Source organism: Roseixanthobacter psychrophilus (assembly GCF_043195195.1).
Taxonomy (GTDB): domain Bacteria; phylum Pseudomonadota; class Alphaproteobacteria; order Rhizobiales; family Xanthobacteraceae; genus NCEH01.
On record NZ_JBAFWT010000015.1, the window covers coordinates 40,594 to 59,448 of the forward strand.

Below are 18,855 nucleotides of genomic sequence, written 5' to 3' on the forward strand. Positions count from 1 at the left end.
TGCGACCTTGTCACCATCTGCCCGTCACCGTTTCGAACGTGAGGGAAGCAGATGTCCAGCCAGAAAGGCATCCGGCGCTATGACGAGCCCGCCGGCGGTTGGGGGGCCCTGAAGGCGCTCGGGGCGCACCTGATCGAACAGGACATCGCCGTCAAGGGCGCGACCACCTTGCTGCGGATGAACCAGCCTCAAGGCTTCGACTGCCCCGGCTGCGCCTGGCCCGACCCCAAGCACACCTCCTCCTTCGAATTCTGCGAGAACGGCGGCAAGGCGGTGGCCTGGGAGGCGACTGCCAAGCGCTGCACGCCCGATTTCTTCGCCGACCACACGGTCAGCGAGCTTGCGAGCTGGGGCGATTACGAGCTCGAAATGACCGGCCGCCTCACCCACCCCATGGCCTATGACGCGGCGAGCGACCGTTACCGTCCTGTGAGCTGGGAGGAGGCCTTCGCCACCATCGGCCGGCATCTGCGGGCGCTGCCCGATCCCAACATGGCGGAGTTCTACACCTCCGGCCGCACCTCGAACGAGGCGGCGTTCCTCTACCAGCTGTTCGTGCGCGAATACGGCACCAACAATTTCCCCGACTGCTCCAACATGTGCCACGAGGCCACCAGCGTCGGCCTGCCCCTATCGCTGGGCGTCGGCAAGGGCACGGTGCTGCTGGAAGACTTCGACAAGACCGACTGCATCCTCATCTTCGGCCAGAATCCCGGCACCAACAGTCCGCGCATGATGACCAGCCTGCGCGACGCCTCGCGGCGCGGCGCCACCATCATCTCCTTCAATCCGTTCCGCGAACGGGCCCTGGAGCGCTTCCAGGCGCCGCAGAATCCGGTGGAGATGGCAACCCTGACCTCCACGCCGATCAGTTCCCGCCTCAACCAGGTGCGCGTCGGCGGCGACGTGGCGGTCATCAAGGGGCTGATGAAGGTCCTGGTGGAGGAGGATGAGCGGGCCCGCGCGCAGGACCAGATCGAGATCCTGGACTGGGACTTTATCCGCGGCCACACGGTTGGCTTCGATGCGGTCGCTGCCGACGCGAAGGCGACGCCCTGGACCGACATCGAGCGCCGCTCCGGCCTGTCGCGCGCGGCGATCGAGGAGGCCGCGCACGCCTATATGCGGGCCGAGCGCGCGATCGTGGTGTTCGGCATGGGCATCACCCAGCACCGGCACGGTGCGGCGGCGGTCCAGCAGCTCGCCAATCTGTGCCTGATGAAGGGCAACATGGGCAAGGAAGGCGCGGGCCTGTGCCCGGTGCGCGGCCATTCCAATGTCCAGGGCGATCGCACGGTGGGCATCACCGAGGTGCCGACCGCCGAATTCCTTGCCCGGCTGGAGAGCCGGTTCGGCTTCAAGCCGCCGGCGGCGCACGGCCACAACGTAGTCACCGCGCTCGAGGCGATGGTGAAGGGCGAAGCGCGCGTGTTCATCGGCATGGGCGGGAACATCGTCGCCGCCATTCCCGACTGGCAGGCCACCCACGCCGCCTTTCGCCGGCTGGACCTGACGGTCCACGTCTCCACCAAGCTCAACCGCAGCCATCTCGTCCACGGCCGGGAGGCGCTGATCCTGCCCTGCCTCGGCCGCACCGAAATCGACCTACAGGCGGGCGGGCCGCAATCCATCACGGTGGAGGATTCCATGTCGATGGTCCACGCCTCGGCGGGCCGCAACGCACCGGCCTCCCCGCATCTCATGAGCGAGCCGGCGATCGTCGCGGGCATGGCGCGCGCCACCCTCGGGGAACGCTCGGTGGTCGACTGGGAGGCCTTCGTCGCCGCGTACGATACGATCCGCGACGCCATCGAGGCGGTGTTCCCGATCTTTCAGGGCTACAACGCCCGCGTCCGCATTCCCGGCGGTTTCCACCTCACCTCCACCGCCCGCGAGCGGATCTGGGCGACGCCATCTGGAAAGGCGAATTTCCTGGTCTACCAGGGACTCGGCGAGGACCCCGAGCAGCATGATCCCGACGTATTGTGGCTCACCAGCGTGCGCAGCCACGACCAGTACAACACCACGCTCTACTCCCTCTCCGACCGCTATCGCGGCATCTTCGGCCGGCGCGACGTGCTGTTCATCGACACGGAGGAGATTGCGAAGCGCGGCCTCAAGCCGGGCGACCGGGTGGATCTGGTGTCCGCCTCGCGAGATGGCGTGACGCGCGTGGTGCGCAATTTCGAGCTGGTCGCCCATGCTTTTCCAGCGGGAAGCTGCGCCGCCTATTACCCGGAGGTCAATCCGCTCGTGCCGCTCCATGCGCACGATCCGATGAGCTTCACCCCGTCCTACAAGGGCATTCCCATCCGCATCGTGCTGTCCGGCGCGCAAGAGAAGGCGGCCTGATCATGGATGCCGTTCTCCTCGCCCGACTCCAGTTCGCCTTCACCATCGGCTTTCACATCCTGTGGCCGACCTTCACCATCGGCCTCGCCTGCTTCGTCGCCCTGCTGAACGGCTTGTGGTGGCGCACCGGGCGCACCGTGTATCGCGACCTCATGCGCTTCTGGATGCGCATCTTCGCCCTCGCCTTCGGTATGGGCGTGATTACCGGCGTGGTGCTGAGCTATGAGATCGGCACCAATTGGGCCGGCTTCTCGCGCTCGGTGGCCAATGTGCTCGGCCCGCTGTTCATGTACGAGGCGCTGACGGCCTTCTTCCTGGAGGCCGGCTTCATCGGTATCGTGCTGTTCGGCGAGGGCCGGGTCAGCAAGGGCCTGCATTTTTTCGCCTGCTGCATGGTGGCCGGCGGCACGCTGCTCTCCGCCACCTGGATCATCGCCGCCAACAGCTGGATGCAGACGCCCGCAGGCGCGGTGGCGGATGCCATGGGCATCTATCATCCCGTCGACTGGGTGAAGATCATCTTCAACCCGTCCTTCCCCTATCGCCTCGGCCACATGGTGTGCGCGAGCTTCGTCACCGGCTCGTTCGTCGTGGCAGGGGTCTCGGCGTTCCACCTGTGGCGGGGGCAGCATGTCGCGGCGAGCCGGGTCGCCTTCTCCTTGTCCATGTGGATGGCGCTGATCCTGACCCCGACCCAGATCGTGCTGGGCGACCTTCACGGCCGCAACACCCTGGTCCATCAGCCGACCAAGCTTGCCGCCATGGAAGGGCTCTGGGACACCACCCGGGGGGCGCCCATGACCGTTCTCGCATGGCCCGACATGGCGCAGGAACGCAACCTGTTCGCCATCGACGTACCGCATGTGGCGAGCCTCTATCTCACCCATTCCTGGAACGGCGAGGTCCAGGGCCTGAAGGAGGTCCCCCCGCAGGACCGCCCCTATGTCCCGGTGGTGTTCTTCGCCTTCCGCATCATGGTCGGGATCGGTGTCGCGCTGCTCGCGACCGCCATCACCGGAGCGGTGCTGCGGGCCCGGCGGCGGCTCTACGACACCCCCTGGTTCCTGATCCTGACCATGGGAACAGCGCCGCTCGGCTTCCTCGCCGTGCTCGCCGGCTGGACCACGACCGAGGCCGGGCGCCAGCCCTGGGTGATCTACGGCCTGCTGCGCACCGCCGACGCGGTGGCCCCCGTGGCGCCCCACGCCATGGCGCTGAGCCTTGCCCTCTTCTTCGTCATCTACAACGCGCTGCTGGTGATCTTCCTGTGGTTCGCCGGCCGGATTGCCCTGCGCGGGCCGGATACGCAGGGCCAGGACGACCTGAAGCGAATGCATCCCGGACTCGATCGCGCAAGCCCCACGCTTGCCGGCGCGGCGCCCGTCGAACCCGCCGTGGCGGCCTCCGCCACGCTCACCCTCGAACCCAAGCGGGGAGCCTGACGCCATGATCTCGCATCTGCCCGACCTTCCGGTCCTGATCGCCGCCCTCGTCGCCTTCTGCGTGGTCGTCTACGTCCTCGCGGACGGGTTCGACCTCGGTGTCGGCATCCTGTTCCTGCTGGCGCCGCGCGAAGCCGACCGCGACCTGATGATGAGCAGCGTCGAGCCGGTGTGGGACGGCAACGAGACCTGGTTGGTGATGGGCGGCACGCTGCTGCTCGCCACCTTCCCGGCCGGCTATTACGTGCTGCTTCCGGCCTTCTATCTGCCGGTCATGTTCATGCTGTTCGCCCTGATCTTCCGCGGCATCGCATTCGAATTCCGCCTGCAGACGGTGCGCTTCCGCTGGGTGTGGGATCTCGCCTTCGCCGGCGGCTCGCTGCTGGCGACGCTCTGTCAGGGCTTCATCCTCGGCGGCCTGATCAGTGGGGTGACCATGAGCGACGGCATGTTCGCCGGTGGCACGTTCGATTTTCTCAGCATGCTCGGCCTGATCTGCGGCATCGGCCTTGCCGGCGGCTACGCGCTCCTCGGCGCCGGATGGTTGATCTGGAAAACCGACGGCCCGACGCAGGTGTTCGCCCGCGAGGTCGCCCATGCCGCGCTCATCCTCACCGGCGCCATGATGCTACTGGTCAGTGCCTGGAGCGCTTGGAGCGTGCCCGAAGTGGCGATGCGCTGGTTCGCCTGGCCCGGCATCGCCTTCCTCGCGCCGGTGCCTGTCGTCACCGCCGCGGTGCTGTTCACCATCTGGCGGCGGCTGTGGACCGGGCGCGACGCCGAGACCTTCGTGCTGGCGATCCTCGTGTTTCTCCTGGGCTTCGCAGGGCTCGTGGTCAGCCTCTTCCCCTATGTGGTGCCGCGGCACGTGACCATCTGGGACGGCATCGCGGACACCTCCACCGTGATCTTCGCCGCCACCGGGGTGGTCATCGTCCTGCCCATCGTCCTCGCCTATCAGGCGCATGCCTATTGGGTGTTCCGGGGCAAGGTCCGCCATGTCGGCGGATATGGCGCAGCCTTGGGCAGCAACGCCGGCCCGAGCCCCAGATAGCCCTTGCGATGCTTCCCCTAGGGAGTCGCGCCGGACCTAGGGGGCAACCAAATCACAGTGAAAATAGACCCCGGCACAAAATATGGCCATGGATGTTGGTAGCGTATCAACATTTAGTGCGGAACGACCCTTTTTGCGGATCATCCCCGACAGCGGCGGTTGACGGCCCGCAGCCTGCCCTCTAGCGTTACGGTGACGGTTCCCCAACGGGATCAAAAGGGAACGCGGTGAGACGGGCGCCTGAAAGGGAGCCCGGCGATGCCGCGGCTGCCCCCGCAACTGTAAGCGGCGAGTTCTTCGTCATCAGCCACTGGGCTTCGGCCTGGGAAGGCGACGAGTTGAACACTGACCCGCGAGCCAGGAGACCTGCCGTCAGCCGTGGTCACGCGCGAGCACATTGGGCGGGGTGTCCTGATGGTGGTTGATCCAGGCGGCTCCCGGGCCGTGGGGAGGCCTCGTTCGCGGTGACGGACCACTCGTCCCGCTGAGGCATTTATGCTTTCCGTCCCCGCTTTTCCCTCTCGCGGCGCCGCGCGCGCCGTCGGCAGATCCGTATTCGCAGCTTTGCTGCTTTCGTCCGCCTCCGGGGTGGCCCATGCCCAGTCGGCGGCCCCCGCCGATGGCGCGTCGCAATCCATCGACCTGCCCGAGGTCGTGGTCAGCGCCACCGGCATCCCGACCCCGGCCAATCAGATCGCCTCGTCCGTCAGCGTCGTCACGTCCGAGGACATCGAGCGCCAGCAATTGCGCACCGTGCCGCAGGTGCTGCAATCGCTGCCCGGCCTCAATGTGGTGCAGACCGGCGGGCCTGGCGGGCAGACCTCGGTATTCATCCGCGGCACCAATTCCAACCATGTGAAGGTGCTGGTGGACGGCATCGATGCCGGCAATCCCTCCACCCCGAACGGCGCCTTCGACTTCGGCCAATTGCTCGCCACCGACCTTGCCCGCATCGAGGTGCTGCGCGGCCCACAGAGCGGCCTCTATGGTTCGGACGCCATCGGCGGCGTGATCTCCATCACCACCAAGAAGGGCGAAGGGCCGCCGAAAGTCTTCGGCTATGTGGAAGGCGGCGCGCTCGGCACGTTCAACCAGGCGGCGGCGTTGAGCGGGTCGACGGAGAAGGTCGCCTATTCGTTCAACGTCACCCATTTCTCCTCGACCGACATCGCGGTGACGCCGCCCGGCCTCGTGCCGCCCGGCTATCCCATCAACCCCAATGCCTATGACAATTGGACCTATTCGACCCGTCTCGATTTTCAGTTGAGCGATGCGCTCGCGGTCAATTTCGTCGCCCGCTACATCGACAGCCAGCTCGCCTATTCCCCGGATGTCTATCCCCCGCCGCTCTATGAGGGACTTCCCGCCGCCGAGCGCTCCACCAGCCTCGCGAGCATGTTCTTCACCAAGGGCGAAGGTGTGTGGACCACGCTGGACGGCGCGCTGAACACCACGTTCGGGGTCAGCGCCATGACCTCGTCCAACCCCACCACGGGACCGAACACCTCGGTGAACGGCCAATATGACGGCGACCGGCAAACCTATTATCTACGCTCGAACCTCGCCTTCGCGCCGGGGCAGAATTTGCTGGTGGGCGTCGAGCGGCGCAACGAGGCCATGACGTCCTCCACGCAATATACCGATCTCTCCGCCAATACCGGCGATACTGGCGCCTATGCGGAACTTCAGGGCAAGCTCGGCGATCGCTTCTTCGGCGCCGCCAACATCCGCTTCGACAGCGACGATACGTTCGGCGACCATTCCACCTTCCGCCTCGCACCCGGCTTCCTCATTCCCGAGACCGGCACCACGCTGAAGGGCAGCTATGGCACCGGCTTCAAGGCGCCCTCGCTGTACCAGCTCTATGCCCCCTATTACGGCAATGCGGCGCTGAAGCCAGAGGAGAGCACGGGCTATGACATCGGCTTCGAGCAAGAGGTGTTCGGCGGCCGGGTGACCTTCGGCGCCACCTATTTCCACAACGACATCACCAATCTCATCAGCTACGACCCGGTGACCTATCAGAACGTCAATATCTCCGACGCGACGACGCAGGGCGCCGAGACGTTCATCTCCTTCACAGTGACCGAACGGCTGAAGCTGCGGGTGGACTATACCTACACCCATGTCGTCGGTTACATGCCGGCGGGCAGCCCCTTTGGCGCATCGTGCGCGCCGCTCACCGACACCTCGTGCACGCCGCTGCGGCGGCCCAACAACAAGATCAGCGTGAGCGCGGACTGGAACCCCATCGACAAGCTCAATCTCTCGGCAAGCCTGATCTATGCGTCGGCCTGGTGGGACATCGTGCGGCTGACCAGCGATTACATCGACCAGCCGGGCTATACCGTGGTGAACGTGGCGGCCAATTATGCCCTGAGCTCGCAGGCGACCCTGTTCGGACGCATCGACAATCTGTTCGACCAGACCTACCAGAACCCCAACGGCTTCCTCGCCCCAGGCTTCGGCGCCTATGGCGGGGTGAAGTTCACCTATTAAGGCGGCCGGAATGAAACGCGCTGCGCGCCTGCTTGCATGCCTGCTGCTCTGTACCCCGGCCGCCGCGGCGGCGCAGAAGCCGGCGCGCATCGTCTCGCTCAATCTGTGCGCCGACGAGCTTTTGCTGCGCCTTGCGGATCGCGGCGCTGTCGCCTCCGTGACCTATCTCGCGCGCGATCCACGCAGCTCCAACGTCGCCGCTCTGGCCAAGGACGTGCCGGTCAATCGGGGCCTCGCGGAAGAAATCGTGCCGCTGGCGCCGGATCTCGTCATTGTCGGCGCCTTCACCACCCGCACCACCACCGCCATGCTGCGGCATCTCGGCCTTTCGGTGCTGGAACTCGGGGTGCCGAACAGCCTGGAAGAGGCCTATGCCCAGATCCGCGCCGTCGCGGACCGCATCGGCGAGCCGGCGCGGGGGGAAGCCATGATCGCGTCCATGCAGCAGGAGTTCGCGCACCTGCCGCCGGCGCCCGCGCACCGCGCCTCGGCCATCGTGCTGCGGCCCAACGGCTTCACCGCCGGGCGCGGCTCGATCGTGGATGAAATCCTCGCCCGCGCGGGCTACGAGAATCTCGCCGCGCAACTCTCCACCGACCGCCTGGGACAGCTCAATCTGGAGGAAATCGTCGAGGCCCAGCCGGATCTGCTCGTCATCAACGGCGGCGCAGATGCCCCGCCCTCGCTGGCCGACGATCTGTTGCACCATCCGGCCCTCGCGCCGTTCGCGGCGCAGGGCCGCACGCTGTCCCTGCCCACCCGCCTGTGGACCTGCATGGGCCCCGAACTCGCGGAGGCCGCCAAACGTCTGGCAGCCAATCGCCTGGCGGGCACGCGCATCGGCATGGCGCGATGACGGGGCGCGCGCATCCCAGCCACGCTGCGCTTGTGGCCGCCCTCGGCGTCCTCGTCCTGGCCCTGTTCTTGGGCTCGGCGGCGATCGGCTATGCGCCGCTCGACATCTCCGCTGCCTTTGCCGACCTGATGGCCGGACGGCCGAGCCTGCCGGCGCTGGTGCTGTCGGAACTGCGGTTGCCGCGCGCGATCCTCGGCGCCACCGTGGGGTTCAGCCTCGGCGTCACCGGCGCCGCGCTGCAGGGGCTGATGCGCAATCCGCTCGCCGATCCGGGGGTGGTGGGCGTCTCGGGCGCGGCGGCGCTCGGGGCGGTGGTGGCGTTTTATTTCGGCGCCTCGGCCGTGTTTGCTTTGGCCCTGCCGCTCGGCGGCCTGGTGGGCGCGGGAATCGCCACCGCCTTCCTCCTGACGCTGGCGCGACAGGGCGCCGGAACGGCAACGCTGATCCTTGCGGGCGTCGCTCTCAACAGCCTGACCGGCGCGCTCACCGCTCTTGCCCTCAATCTCGCGCCCAGCCCCTATGCGGCGCTCGAAGTGGTGTTCTGGCTCATGGGCTCGCTCTCGGACCGCAGCCTGGTCCATGTGTCTCTCACCCTGCCCTTCATGGCGGTGGGTTGGATGCTGGTGCTTTCCACCGGCCGTGCCCTCGACGCGCTGACGCTCGGCGAGGACACGGCGGCAAGTCTTGGCTTCTCGCTCCGCCGCACCCGGCTGCTGGTGATCGGCGGGACGGCGGCGGCGGTGGGGGCGAGCGTGGCGGTGGCGGGCGCCATCGGCTTCGTCGGGCTCGTGGTGCCGCACCTCATGCGGCCGCTGGTGGGCCACAGGCCGGGACGCCTTCTTCTGGTGAGCGGCCTTGCCGGTGCGGCGCTGACCCTCGGTGCCGATATTGCCGTGCGCCTCATTCCAACCCGGCCGGAACTGAAGCTCGGCGTGGTCACCGCCTTGATCGGTGCACCCTTCTTCCTCGCCATGCTGCGCCGGCTGAAGGTGGAGGGCGAATGATCCTCGACGCGCAGGCCATCGGCGTCCGGCGCGGGTCCGCCCTGGTGGTGAAGGACGTTTCGCTCACCGCGCGCCCCGGCGAACTGCTCGGCCTCATCGGCCCCAACGGCGCGGGCAAGACCACGGTGCTGCGCGCCCTGTGCGAGCTCGACCCGCTGGCATCGGGCTGCGTCACCTATGACGGGCGCACCGCCGCCGCCCTTGGGCGCCGCGCGTTCGGCCGCACCATCGCCTATCTCGCGCAAGGCGGGCGGATCCATTGGCCCATGCGGGTGGCGGATGTGGTCGCGCTCGGCCGCCTGCCCCATGGCCTCGCCGCGCTCGATTCCGCCGCCGAGCGCGCCATGGCGGCGGCGGACGTCGCCCATCTCAAGGATCGCACCACCGGCACCCTCTCCGGCGGCGAACGCGCCCGGGTGCTGCTGGCGCGCGCACTGGCGGTGGAAGCGCCGGTGCTGCTGGTGGACGAGCCGGTGGCGGCGCTGGATCCCTACCACCAACTCCAGGTGATGGAGGCGTTGCGCGCCTGTGCCCGCGCGGGAAACACCGTGATCGCGGTGCTGCATGATCTCACCCTCGCCGCCCGCTTCTGCAATCGGCTCGTTCTCATGACGAACGGGGCGGTGCTGGCGGAAGGCCCGCCTTGCGACGTGCTGGTTCCCGAACGGGTCGGCGAAGCCTATGGCGTCACCATCGAGATCGGCATGCGCGATGGCGAACCCTTCATCCTTCCCTGGCGCCGACAAAGTGTCGGGCCCGACGATTCGGAGCCGCCGCGATGATCCCCTCACGGACCGAAGACCCGTTCGCCCGCCTCACGCAGTATGCCCTGGACGAGCACACCGGCTGGAGCCTTGGAATCTTCGGGGCCATCGCTGAATTCATCCGCATGCCGCAGGAGACGGCGGCAGTCTCCACCAGCGCGGAAGCGATCGAGATCGTGACCGCGCGGGGCGGCCTGCGGGTGGTGCCGCATGGCGCGACCGTCATCATCGATTATGAGATGCCCTCGCGCCACGCGGAACGCCGCGTGCGCGCGCTCAGCGCCTGCCTTCCAGAATCGCAGGCGGCGCGCGCCGGCCGCACGGTGGTGAGCGAAATCGGCCCGGATGCGCACGCCCTGCGCGCGGAGGATCGCGCGTCCATATTGTTCGATCTCGGCATCGGCCTCGCCAACGTGGAGGCCTGCGTGCGCACCGCCGACCCGGCGCTGATCGCAGCCCTGCGCGCCGTCGAGGGGCGGGATGTGTTCGCGCCGGATGGGCCGATCAGCGCCATTCTGGCGCACGGCCCGCACCGGGTGTTCGTCTCGGCGCTGGGGCGCATTGAGGTGTTCCAGGCCATCCCGCAAGCCGATGGCCGCAGCCCCGATGGACCCCATACCCATGTGCTGCCGAAACTCCTGGCGCACCGGCGCACCCATGCGGCAAGCGTGCCGATTCCGCAGGGCCTGATGCCCTGCCTCTCGATTCACCCGCCGCAGGGACTGGGCGTCGGGCGCGCGTGATCCATCGGCCGCACCCGCCCATGGGCAAGACGTCCCACCCGTGCGTATCCAGGCCTTTTCCCTATGTGCGGCCCATCACGATGGGCTCGCGTCCTGCGGCGCGTAGCACACGGCGTTGAGCTTGTTGCCATCGGGATCGCGCACATAGCCGGCATAGAAGTTCGGTCCGTAATGCGGGCGCAGCGCCGGCGCGCCCTCGTCGCTTCCGCCGTGGGCCAGCGCTGCCGCGTGGAAGCGATCCACCAGATCGCGGCTGGCAACGAGGAACGAGATCATCATGCCGTTGCCGGGGCGCGCCGGGCCCCCGTCGAACGGCGTGCCGACCGTAATGTGCGGCCCGGGATCGGGCAGGCCCCAGCTCGCCCACAGGGGATCCCCATCCTCGATGCGCGCATGGCCGAGCACCGGCATCACGGCACCATAGAATGAGATCGCCCGCGCGAGATCATTGGTGCCGATCATCATATAGCTGAACATACCCTCGTCCTCGCTTGCTGCTCCGATCGCCGGCGCGGGTCCGCCGCGCGACATCAAGCCATCCCGCATCCGCCGTGACGCGACAAGCCCCTCGTGAACCATACAGGGGCTCCGCAGGGGTGGCATGCACGCGCGTCGAGGAAGGAGATCGGATTTCCTGATAGGAACACACTCGGAGGCAATCGTGTCCCAGGGTGGCGGTCCAATGTCTGTGAGGCCAACTCAACCAAGTACCTCGGTGGCGATTTCCCAACGGCAGCTCATCGTGGTGGCGGTGGTGTCGACGTCGCTGCTGGGGGCCTTGGCGGTGACGACGCCGTTCGCAAGCGAACCCACCAGGAACACGGAGGTCATCCTTCCCGCCTATGCCGCCGCCATGGCCGTGATGGAAATCATGACCTGCACGCTTCTGCTCGCGCTTTACAATGTCCAGCGCTCGCCGGCCCTGGTCATTCTCGCTTCCGGCTATCTGTTCTCGGCGCTCCTGGTCCCGGCCTGGGCGCTGACGTTTCCCGGCGTGTTCACGACGCTCGGCCTCGATTTCGGCCTGCAGGCCACGGCGGCCATCGCAGCGGTCCGGCGGCTCAGCTTTCCGCTCTTCGTCCTCGGCTACGCGCTCGCACCGACCATCGGTGCCTCCGGACGCCCGGCTCCGGGGGCGATCGCGAAGAGCGTGGTCGCGGTCTGCGCCGCAGCCGCTCTCTGCGTGTGGCTGATCCTCGACCACAGCCAGATGCAGCCCAATTTCATGCGCGACGATCGCAACGTGAACGAGCTCTGGCGCAACGTCCCGCGAATCGCCCTCGCCCTTTATGTCATCGACATGGGAATACTTTTAGCTCGACGTCGGAATTCTCTTGATATTTGGGTTTGCCTGGTTCTGTTCTCGCTCATCATCGAATTGCTGCTGATCTCCTATCTCGGCGGCGCGGTGCGCCTCGGTATCGGCTGGTGGGCCGGCCGGCTTTACGGGCTTACGGCCGCTAGCATCGTGCTGGTGGTCCTGCTGTCCGAGACCACGGCCGTCTATACCCGGTTGGCCGGCGTCATGGCCGCCGAACGGCGCGCCCGGCAGAACCGGCTCATCGCGATGGAGGCCTTGTCGGCCTCGATCGCCCATGAGATCAACCAGCCGCTCGCCAGCATGATCACAAATGCCGATGCCGCCCTGCGCTGGCTCTCCAAGGACGAGCCCAGGATCGACAAGGTCGATGCCGCCCTGCTTCGCATCGTCGACGATGGCCATCGCGCCAACAAGGTGGTCGCCGGAATTCGGACCATGTTCATGAAGGGTGCGCAGGAACGCGCCGCGCTCGACGTGAACGCCTTGGTCCAGAACGCCGTGCGTACCGCCTCGGCTGAAGCGCGATACGAGGGAATTCTGATCGAGACCGAGCTGGAGCCGGCTTTGTCGCCCGTGATCGGGAATTCGGTCCAGCTCCACCAGGTGCTGTGCAACCTCATCGAGAACGGCATCGACGCCATCAAGGCGGCCGGCGATCCGCCCCGCCGCCTGCTGCTGCGCACCGGGCGGCTGGCGTCGGGTGACGTTGAGGTATCTGTGGCGGACAGCGGCACCGGCATCGCCGCCGAGGTGGAAGAGCGCATCTTCGACCCGTTCGTCTCCACCAAGCCCGGCGGCATGGGCATGGGGCTGATGTTCTGCCGGTCCATCGTCGAAGCGCATGGCGGACGCCTGTGGACCTCGCCAAATCATCCGCGGGGCGCCATCTTCCATTTCTCCCTGCCGTCTGACGCGTTCGATCCCAGCACCGCAGAAGGTGACCAATGACCGAGACCTCCGCCGTCTTCGTGGTCGACGACGACCCCTCGATCCTGGCATCGCTGGAAAGCCTTCTCGCGTCGGAGGGCCATCTCATCCAGACCTTTGAGTCCTGCGCCTCCTTCCTGCACGCGGCCCGCCCGGACCTGCCCGCCTGCCTGGTGCTCGACGTGCGCCTGCGCGGATCGAGCGGGCTCGAATTCCAGCGCGAACTGGTGCGGCAGGGGGATATGATCCCGATCGTCTTCATCACCGGGCATGGCGATGTGCCCATGTCGGTCGCGGCCATGAAGGCGGGTGCCATCGAGTTCCTGATGAAGCCGTTCCGCGACCAGGACCTGCTCGACGCGGTCAATGCCGGCATCGCGCGGGACCGCCGCCGCCGCGCGCAGGCGGGGCAGATGGCAGAGTTGCACGAGCGCTTCGCTACCCTCACCCCACGCGAGCGCGAGATCCTGCCGCTCGTCGCCAGCGGGCTGATGAACAAGCAGATCGCAGCGAACCTCCAGCTCAGCGAGGTCACCGTGAAGGTGCATCGTGCGCAGATCATGCAGAAGCTGCTGGCGCGTTCGCTGGCCGATCTGGTGCGGATCGCCGACCGGCTGGCCGGCGAGGACCCCAAGGCGTAGGCCACCTGGGCGCAGGTATAATTGAAGCCATCCTCTCCGATCGCCGATCCTTCCCCGGCGCACGGACCGTGCCGGAGCGCTGCAGGACGGAACCGCTGCCCATGGCGCCGCAGAGGGTGGTCGCGATCATCGATGACGACGGCTCCTCGCTCGCGGCCCTGGTCAGCCTGGTCGATGCCTTCGGCTTTTCCGCACGCGGCTTTCGCGACCCGCGCGACTTTCTCGCCTCCCCCGCCGCGCGCGAGGCCACGTGCCTGATCATCGACGTCCGGATGCCTGGAATGAGCGCGGCGGCACTGCGCCGGGAGTTGCAGATGGCCGGTCTCGATCCGCCGACCATTCTGGTCACCGCCTATCCGGCCGAGGCGAGCCGCGCCAGCGCACTCGAAGCCGGCATCGCCGCCTATCTTCCGAAGCCGGTGATTCCCGACGAATTGCTTGCCCTGCTGCGGGATCTGGCGCGCTAGCGCCATCGAAGCCTGTGTGCCTCGCGCCCTGCCGACCTACCCGCGAGCACAAGGGAACCGACACCTGCGCACAATTGCCCCGATGCCGGCCGCCTTCCTAATGTTCGCGCACCGATACACCCAAAGGGATGCACCATGGCGACCGCGACTCCGACCCCCGGCAAGGCCCTGATCGATCCCACCAATCACGCCCTGATCCTGATCGACTTCCAATCGCAGATGTCGTTCGCGACCAAGTCGATCGACGCCGTCACGCTGCGCAACAACGCCGCGTTGATCTCCAATGCGGCCGCCGGATTCAAGGTCCCGACCATCCTCACCACGGTGGCGGAGAAGAGCTTCTCCGGCCCGATGTTCACCGAGATCACCGACGCCTTCCCCGGCCAGAAGCTGCTGGACCGCACCTCGATGAATACCTGGGAGGATGCCGCCGTCATCGACGAAGTGAACCGGATCGGCCGCGATCGCATCGTCCTCGCCGGCCTGTGGACCGGCGTATGCATCGTCGGGCCCGCCCTCTCCGCCCTGCACCAGGGTTTTGAGGTCTATGCCATCGCCGATGCCTGCGGCGATGTTTCCGACGAAGCGCATGAGCGCGCGATGCAGCGGATGATTCAGGCCGGCGTGCGGCCGATGACCTCGCTGCAATATTTGCTGGAACTGCAGCGCGACTGGGCGCGGACCGAGACCTACGAATTGACCACGGGAATCGCCAAGAAATACGGCGGCGCCTACGGCCTCGGCATCATCTACGCGAAGTCCATGTTCGGTGCCTCAGAGGCGCACTGAACCGGCAAGGCGCGTGTGATCCGTGCGGATTGAAAATATGAATGATTTCCCTCCGTGCAGTTGAGTATTTCGGCTGCTGATGCCTCTTGAAGCTCGGTGCCGTCAGCGTCATTCTCGCGGCGCTGCCGGCAGTTCTAGCGAACACTTCCGCCCAGGCGGCGATTAATTCTCCCTCTCCTGCCAAAAGGATCGAGACCATGGGCTTCGTTACAACCAAAGACGGCGTTGAGATCTTCTACAAGGATTGGGGCCCGAAGGACGCTCAGCCCATCGTGTTCCATCACGGCTGGCCGCTATCCTCGGACGATTGGGATGCCCAGATGCTGTACTTCGTGCAGAAGGGTTTTCGCGTCGTCGCCCATGACCGCCGCGGCCACGGCCGCTCGGCCCAGGTCAGCGAAGGCCATGACATGGATCATTACGCGGCCGATGCCTTCGCGGTATTCGAGCATCTCGACCTGAAGAACGCCGTGCACATCGGTCACTCGACCGGCGGCGGCGAGGTTGCCCGCTATGTGGCCAAGCACGGTGAGCCGGCTGGGCGCGTCGCCAAGGCGGTGCTGGTTTCGTCCGTCCCGCCGATCATGGTGAAGACCGCCGCCTATCCCGGCGGCCTGCCGATCGAAGTGTTCGACGGCCTGCGCGCCGCACTCGCCGCGAACCGCGCGCAGTTCTTCCTCGACCTGCCCGCCGGCCCATTCTACGGCTTCAACCGCGAGGGCGCGAAGGTCTCGCAGGGCGTGATCGAGAATTGGTGGCGCCAGGGCATGGCCGGTAGCGCCAAGGCCCATTACGAGGGCATCAAGGCGTTCTCCGAGACCGACCAGACCGCCGACCTGAAGGCGATCTCCGTACCGGTGCTGGTGCTGCACGGCGACGACGACCAGATCGTGCCGATCGGCAATGCCGGCGAGCTTTCGGCGAAGCTGGTCCAGAACGGCACGCTGAAGGTCTATAAGGGCTATCCCCACGGCATGCTGACCACCCATGCCGACGTGATCAATCCCGACCTGCTCGCCTTCATCAAGGGCTGAGCGACAGCCCGGCGCGGCTCTCCGCGCCGGGCTTCTCACGGACCGAAGGGATACCGGTTTGCCGATTACAGGCGTCCCCCGCACTGATCGGATGCGGTTCTCTGGTCCGTCACGGCGGAACCGGGCGGTCAGCATCGAGCGTGCCGCCAGCCACATGTCGCCGCTCTCCCAGCCACGGGCCGTGGCCGACATCCGCGATGCCGTAGCCGAAATCTCACGCCCTTAAGGCGCGACGGGCGCGTCTCCCGCCCCTGCGCGAGGACCTGCCGAGAAAAGGACCTGCCGCATGAAGCTGTATCTCGTTTCGCTTGCGGCCGGCCTGCTGGTGGGCATCGTCTACAGCCTCATCAATGTGCGCTCTCCCGCGCCCCCGGTGGTTGCGCTGGTGGGCCTGCTGGGCATCCTGGTGGGGGAGCAGATCGTCCCGGTCGCCCGCCATCTGCTGAACGGCGATAGCCTAAAGACCGCGATCGGGCTCGCCGATTGCCGTGACCATGTGCTCGGAGAATTACCCTGCGCGCAGAAAGAACCGCAAAGCCCGCCGGCGCCGCGCGGCGACGGCTGAGCACGCGACTGCCGGATCGACAGCCCCAATAAGTGCCACTTTCCGCGCCGTTTCAGGAGACAGACCGTGAGCCCCGACACAGACCTCATTCTTCTCAACGGCAAGATCACCACCCTCGACCGCTCCCATCCCCAGGCTGAAGCCGTGGTGATGCGCGAAGGGCGCATCCTGTTCGTCGGCTCAAACGGCGATGCGATTGCACAGGCGGCGCCCGACGCACGGCGCATCGATGCCGGCGGACGCCGGGTCATCCCCGGCCTCATCGACAGTCACATGCACATCATCCGGGGCGGTCTGAACTATAATATGGAGCTGCGCTGGGATGGCGTGCGCTCGCTCGGCCAGGCGCTGGAGATGCTGCGCAAGCAGGTGGAGATTACCCCGCCGCCGCAATGGGTGCGCGTGGTGGGCGGCTTCACCGAGCACCAGTTCGCCGAGAAGCGGCTGCCGAGCCTGGAGGAGATCAATGCGATCGCCCCCAACACGCCAGTGTTCATTCTCCACCTCTACGACCGGGCATTGCTCAATGGCGCGGCGCTGCGCGCCGTAGGCTACACCAAGGATACGCCCAACCCGCCGGGCGGCGAGATCATCCATGACGCGGCGGGCAACCCCACCGGCCTCCTGGTGGCCAAGCCCAATGCCACCATCCTCTATGCGACGCTGGCCAAGGGCCCCAAGCTGCCGCCCGAATATCAGAAGAATTCGACCCGCCATTTCATGCGCGAGGTGAATAGACTCGGCGTCACCAGCGTCATCGATGCCGGCGGCGGCTTCCAGAACTATCCCGACGATTATGCGATCATCGAGCAATTGCACCGCGACGGCGAGATGACGGTGCGGATCGCCTATAATCTCTTCACCCAGAAGCCGAAGGAAGAGCTGGCCGATTTCCAGGGCTGGGCCAAGCAGGTGAAGCCCGGACAGGGTGACGATCTCTATCGCAACAACGGCGCCGGCGAGATGCTGGTGTACAGCGCCGCCGACTTCGAGGACTTCCAGGTGGAACGCCCCGACATGCCGCCAAGCATGGAGGGCGATCTTGAGCCGGTGATCCGCCTGCTGGCTGAGAACCGCTGGCCCTGGCGGCTCCATGCCACCTATAACGAGACCATTACGCGCGCGCTCGACGTGTTCGAAAAGGTCAATCGCGACGTGCCGCTGGCGGGCCTCAACTGGTTCTTCGACCATGCGGAGACCATCACCGACCGCAACATCGAGCGCATCGCCGCCCTCGGCGGCGGCATCGCGGTGCAGCACCGCATGGCCTTCCAGGGCGAATATTTCGCCGAGCGCTACGGCCACAAGGCCGCCGAGCGCTCGCCGCCGATCCGCCGCATGCTGGACATGGGCGTTCAGGTCGGCGCGGGCACCGACGCCACCCGCGTCGCCTCCTATAATCCCTGGGTCTCCCTCTCCTGGCTCGTCACCGGCAAGACGCTCGGCGGCCTTTCGCTGTATCCCACTTCGAACCGGCTCGATCGCGAGCAGGCGCTGCGGCTGTGGACCGAGGCCAACACCTGGTTCTCTACCGAGCCGGGGAAGAAGGGACAGATCGCGGCTGGCCAATTGGCCGACATCGTGGTGTTGTCGGATGATTATTTCGCGGTGCCGGATGACGCGATCCAAGACATCACCTCGGTCCTCACCTTGCTTGGCGGCGTGCCTGTGCATGGCGAAGGTGATTTCAAGCCGCTAGCGCCCGCCCTGCCGCCGGCCATGCCGGACTGGTCTCCGGTGCGCCGGTTCGGCGGCTATCAGGAGCGCGCGCAGGCGGGAGAGAAGAAATACGCCTTCGCCAGCCTGTGCAACTGCGCCAATGCCTGCAACGTCCACGGCCATGCTCATGCCGGCGCATGGGGCACCAGCGCACCGGTCTCCGACGAACGCTCCTTCTGGGGTGCACTCGGCTGCGCCTGCTGGGCCTTCTGAGCACCGGGGGCGATATGGACGGACGCGATATGGAAGGAACCAGCACATCGGGCGGCCTGCCGCGCCTCGCGCGCCGTCTGCTCGCCCCGGCGCCGGTGCGCTGGATCGCGCTGCTCGCCCTATGCGGGGCCTATCTCCAGGGCGGGTTCAACAAGGCCGTCGATTTCCCGTCCGCCGTCGCCGAGATGGACCATTTCGGCCTTGCCCCCGCGGCGCCGCTGGCGGCGGCCGTGATCGTGCTGGAACTCGGCGCATCGGCCCTGATCCTGGCTGGCATCTATCGCTGGCTCGGGGCGCTGGCGCTCGGGGCTTTCACCCTGGCGGCGACCTTCGCGGCCAACCGGTTCTGGGAAATGGCACTGCCGGAGCGCTTCGCCGCCGCCAATTCCTTCTTCGAGCATCTGGGCCTCGTCGGGGCCTTCGTACTGGTGGCGTGGCACGACCTCGCCCACGAGACGTGAGGAT

17 protein-coding genes and 1 riboswitch are annotated in these 18,855 nt (G+C 66.8%); of the genes, 16 read left to right on the plus strand and 1 reads right to left on the minus strand.

The features are described 5' to 3' along the window. Positions 1–51 precede the first annotated feature (51 nt). The 8 genes from V5F77_RS14755 to V5F77_RS14790 all read left to right on the plus strand — a co-directional run bounded on the left by V5F77_RS14755 (position 52) and on the right by V5F77_RS14790 (position 10,714). A complete protein-coding gene (locus tag V5F77_RS14755; protein WP_429006114.1) occupies positions 52–2,352 on the plus strand; it encodes an FdhF/YdeP family oxidoreductase in 2,301 nt (766 codons plus the stop codon). A gap of 2 nt (positions 2,353–2,354) precedes the next feature. After that, complete coding sequence (locus V5F77_RS14760; protein ID WP_429006115.1) at positions 2,355–3,794, plus strand: cytochrome ubiquinol oxidase subunit I; 1,440 nt, start codon at positions 2,355–2,357, stop codon at positions 3,792–3,794. 4 nt (positions 3,795–3,798) lie between these two features. Further along, positions 3,799–4,848, plus strand: a complete 1,050-nt coding sequence (cydB, locus tag V5F77_RS14765; protein WP_429006116.1) for a cytochrome d ubiquinol oxidase subunit II — start codon at positions 3,799–3,801, stop codon at positions 4,846–4,848. Positions 4,849–5,028: 180 nt separating this feature from the next. Next, positions 5,029–5,236, plus strand: a riboswitch (cobalamin riboswitch). A gap of 107 nt (positions 5,237–5,343) precedes the next feature. Continuing rightward, complete coding sequence (locus V5F77_RS14770) at positions 5,344–7,347, plus strand: TonB-dependent receptor plug domain-containing protein (protein WP_429006117.1); 2,004 nt, start codon at positions 5,344–5,346, stop codon at positions 7,345–7,347. A 10-nt stretch (positions 7,348–7,357) separates the two neighbouring features. Beyond that, positions 7,358–8,203, plus strand: a complete 846-nt coding sequence (locus tag V5F77_RS14775; protein ID WP_429006118.1) for an ABC transporter substrate-binding protein — start codon at positions 7,358–7,360, stop codon at positions 8,201–8,203. Continuing rightward, positions 8,200–9,207, plus strand: a complete 1,008-nt coding sequence (locus V5F77_RS14780) for a FecCD family ABC transporter permease (RefSeq protein ID WP_429006119.1) — start codon at positions 8,200–8,202, stop codon at positions 9,205–9,207. The genes V5F77_RS14775 and V5F77_RS14780 overlap by 4 nt, the downstream gene beginning before the upstream one ends. After that, positions 9,204–9,989: an ABC transporter ATP-binding protein gene (locus tag V5F77_RS14785; RefSeq protein WP_429006120.1), complete on the plus strand. Its 786-nt coding sequence runs from the start codon at positions 9,204–9,206 to the stop codon at positions 9,987–9,989. The genes V5F77_RS14780 and V5F77_RS14785 overlap by 4 nt, the downstream gene beginning before the upstream one ends. After that, positions 9,986–10,714: a DUF6925 family protein gene (locus V5F77_RS14790; RefSeq protein ID WP_429006121.1), complete on the plus strand. Its 729-nt coding sequence runs from the start codon at positions 9,986–9,988 to the stop codon at positions 10,712–10,714. The genes V5F77_RS14785 and V5F77_RS14790 overlap by 4 nt, the downstream gene beginning before the upstream one ends. A gap of 75 nt (positions 10,715–10,789) precedes the next feature. On the opposite strand, the gene V5F77_RS14795 is transcribed toward V5F77_RS14790, so the two are convergent. Beyond that, positions 10,790–11,191 (minus strand): VOC family protein, encoded by a 402-nt coding sequence (locus tag V5F77_RS14795; RefSeq protein WP_429006122.1) that lies wholly within the window; start codon positions 11,189–11,191, stop codon positions 10,790–10,792. Positions 11,192–11,429: 238 nt separating this feature from the next. Here V5F77_RS14795 and V5F77_RS14800 point away from each other — a divergent pair, with 238 nt between their 5' ends. From V5F77_RS14800 to V5F77_RS14835, 8 genes are all read left to right on the plus strand, one after another. Then, positions 11,430–12,983 (plus strand): ATP-binding protein, encoded by a 1,554-nt coding sequence (locus tag V5F77_RS14800; protein WP_429006123.1) that lies wholly within the window; start codon positions 11,430–11,432, stop codon positions 12,981–12,983. Beyond that, the gene (locus V5F77_RS14805; protein WP_429006124.1) at positions 12,980–13,603 is read left to right on the plus strand and encodes a response regulator transcription factor; all 624 of its coding nucleotides are present in this window, start codon (positions 12,980–12,982) and stop codon (positions 13,601–13,603) included. The genes V5F77_RS14800 and V5F77_RS14805 overlap by 4 nt, the downstream gene beginning before the upstream one ends. 101 nt (positions 13,604–13,704) lie before the next feature. Next, a complete protein-coding gene (locus V5F77_RS14810; protein ID WP_429006125.1) occupies positions 13,705–14,070 on the plus strand; it encodes a response regulator in 366 nt (121 codons plus the stop codon). Between the two features lie 135 nt (positions 14,071–14,205). Then, the gene (locus tag V5F77_RS14815) at positions 14,206–14,859 is read left to right on the plus strand and encodes a hydrolase (protein ID WP_429006126.1); all 654 of its coding nucleotides are present in this window, start codon (positions 14,206–14,208) and stop codon (positions 14,857–14,859) included. A gap of 197 nt (positions 14,860–15,056) precedes the next feature. Next, on the plus strand, positions 15,057–15,893 hold the full coding sequence (locus tag V5F77_RS14820; protein ID WP_429006127.1) for an alpha/beta fold hydrolase: 837 nt from the start codon (positions 15,057–15,059) through the stop codon (positions 15,891–15,893). A gap of 286 nt (positions 15,894–16,179) precedes the next feature. Then, positions 16,180–16,458 (plus strand): XapX domain-containing protein, encoded by a 279-nt coding sequence (locus V5F77_RS14825; protein WP_429006128.1) that lies wholly within the window; start codon positions 16,180–16,182, stop codon positions 16,456–16,458. A gap of 66 nt (positions 16,459–16,524) precedes the next feature. Then, positions 16,525–18,390, plus strand: a complete 1,866-nt coding sequence (locus V5F77_RS14830) for an amidohydrolase (protein ID WP_429006129.1) — start codon at positions 16,525–16,527, stop codon at positions 18,388–18,390. Positions 18,391–18,404: 14 nt separating this feature from the next. Continuing rightward, positions 18,405–18,851: a DoxX family protein gene (locus V5F77_RS14835; RefSeq protein WP_429006130.1), complete on the plus strand. Its 447-nt coding sequence runs from the start codon at positions 18,405–18,407 to the stop codon at positions 18,849–18,851. Positions 18,852–18,855 lie beyond the last annotated feature (4 nt).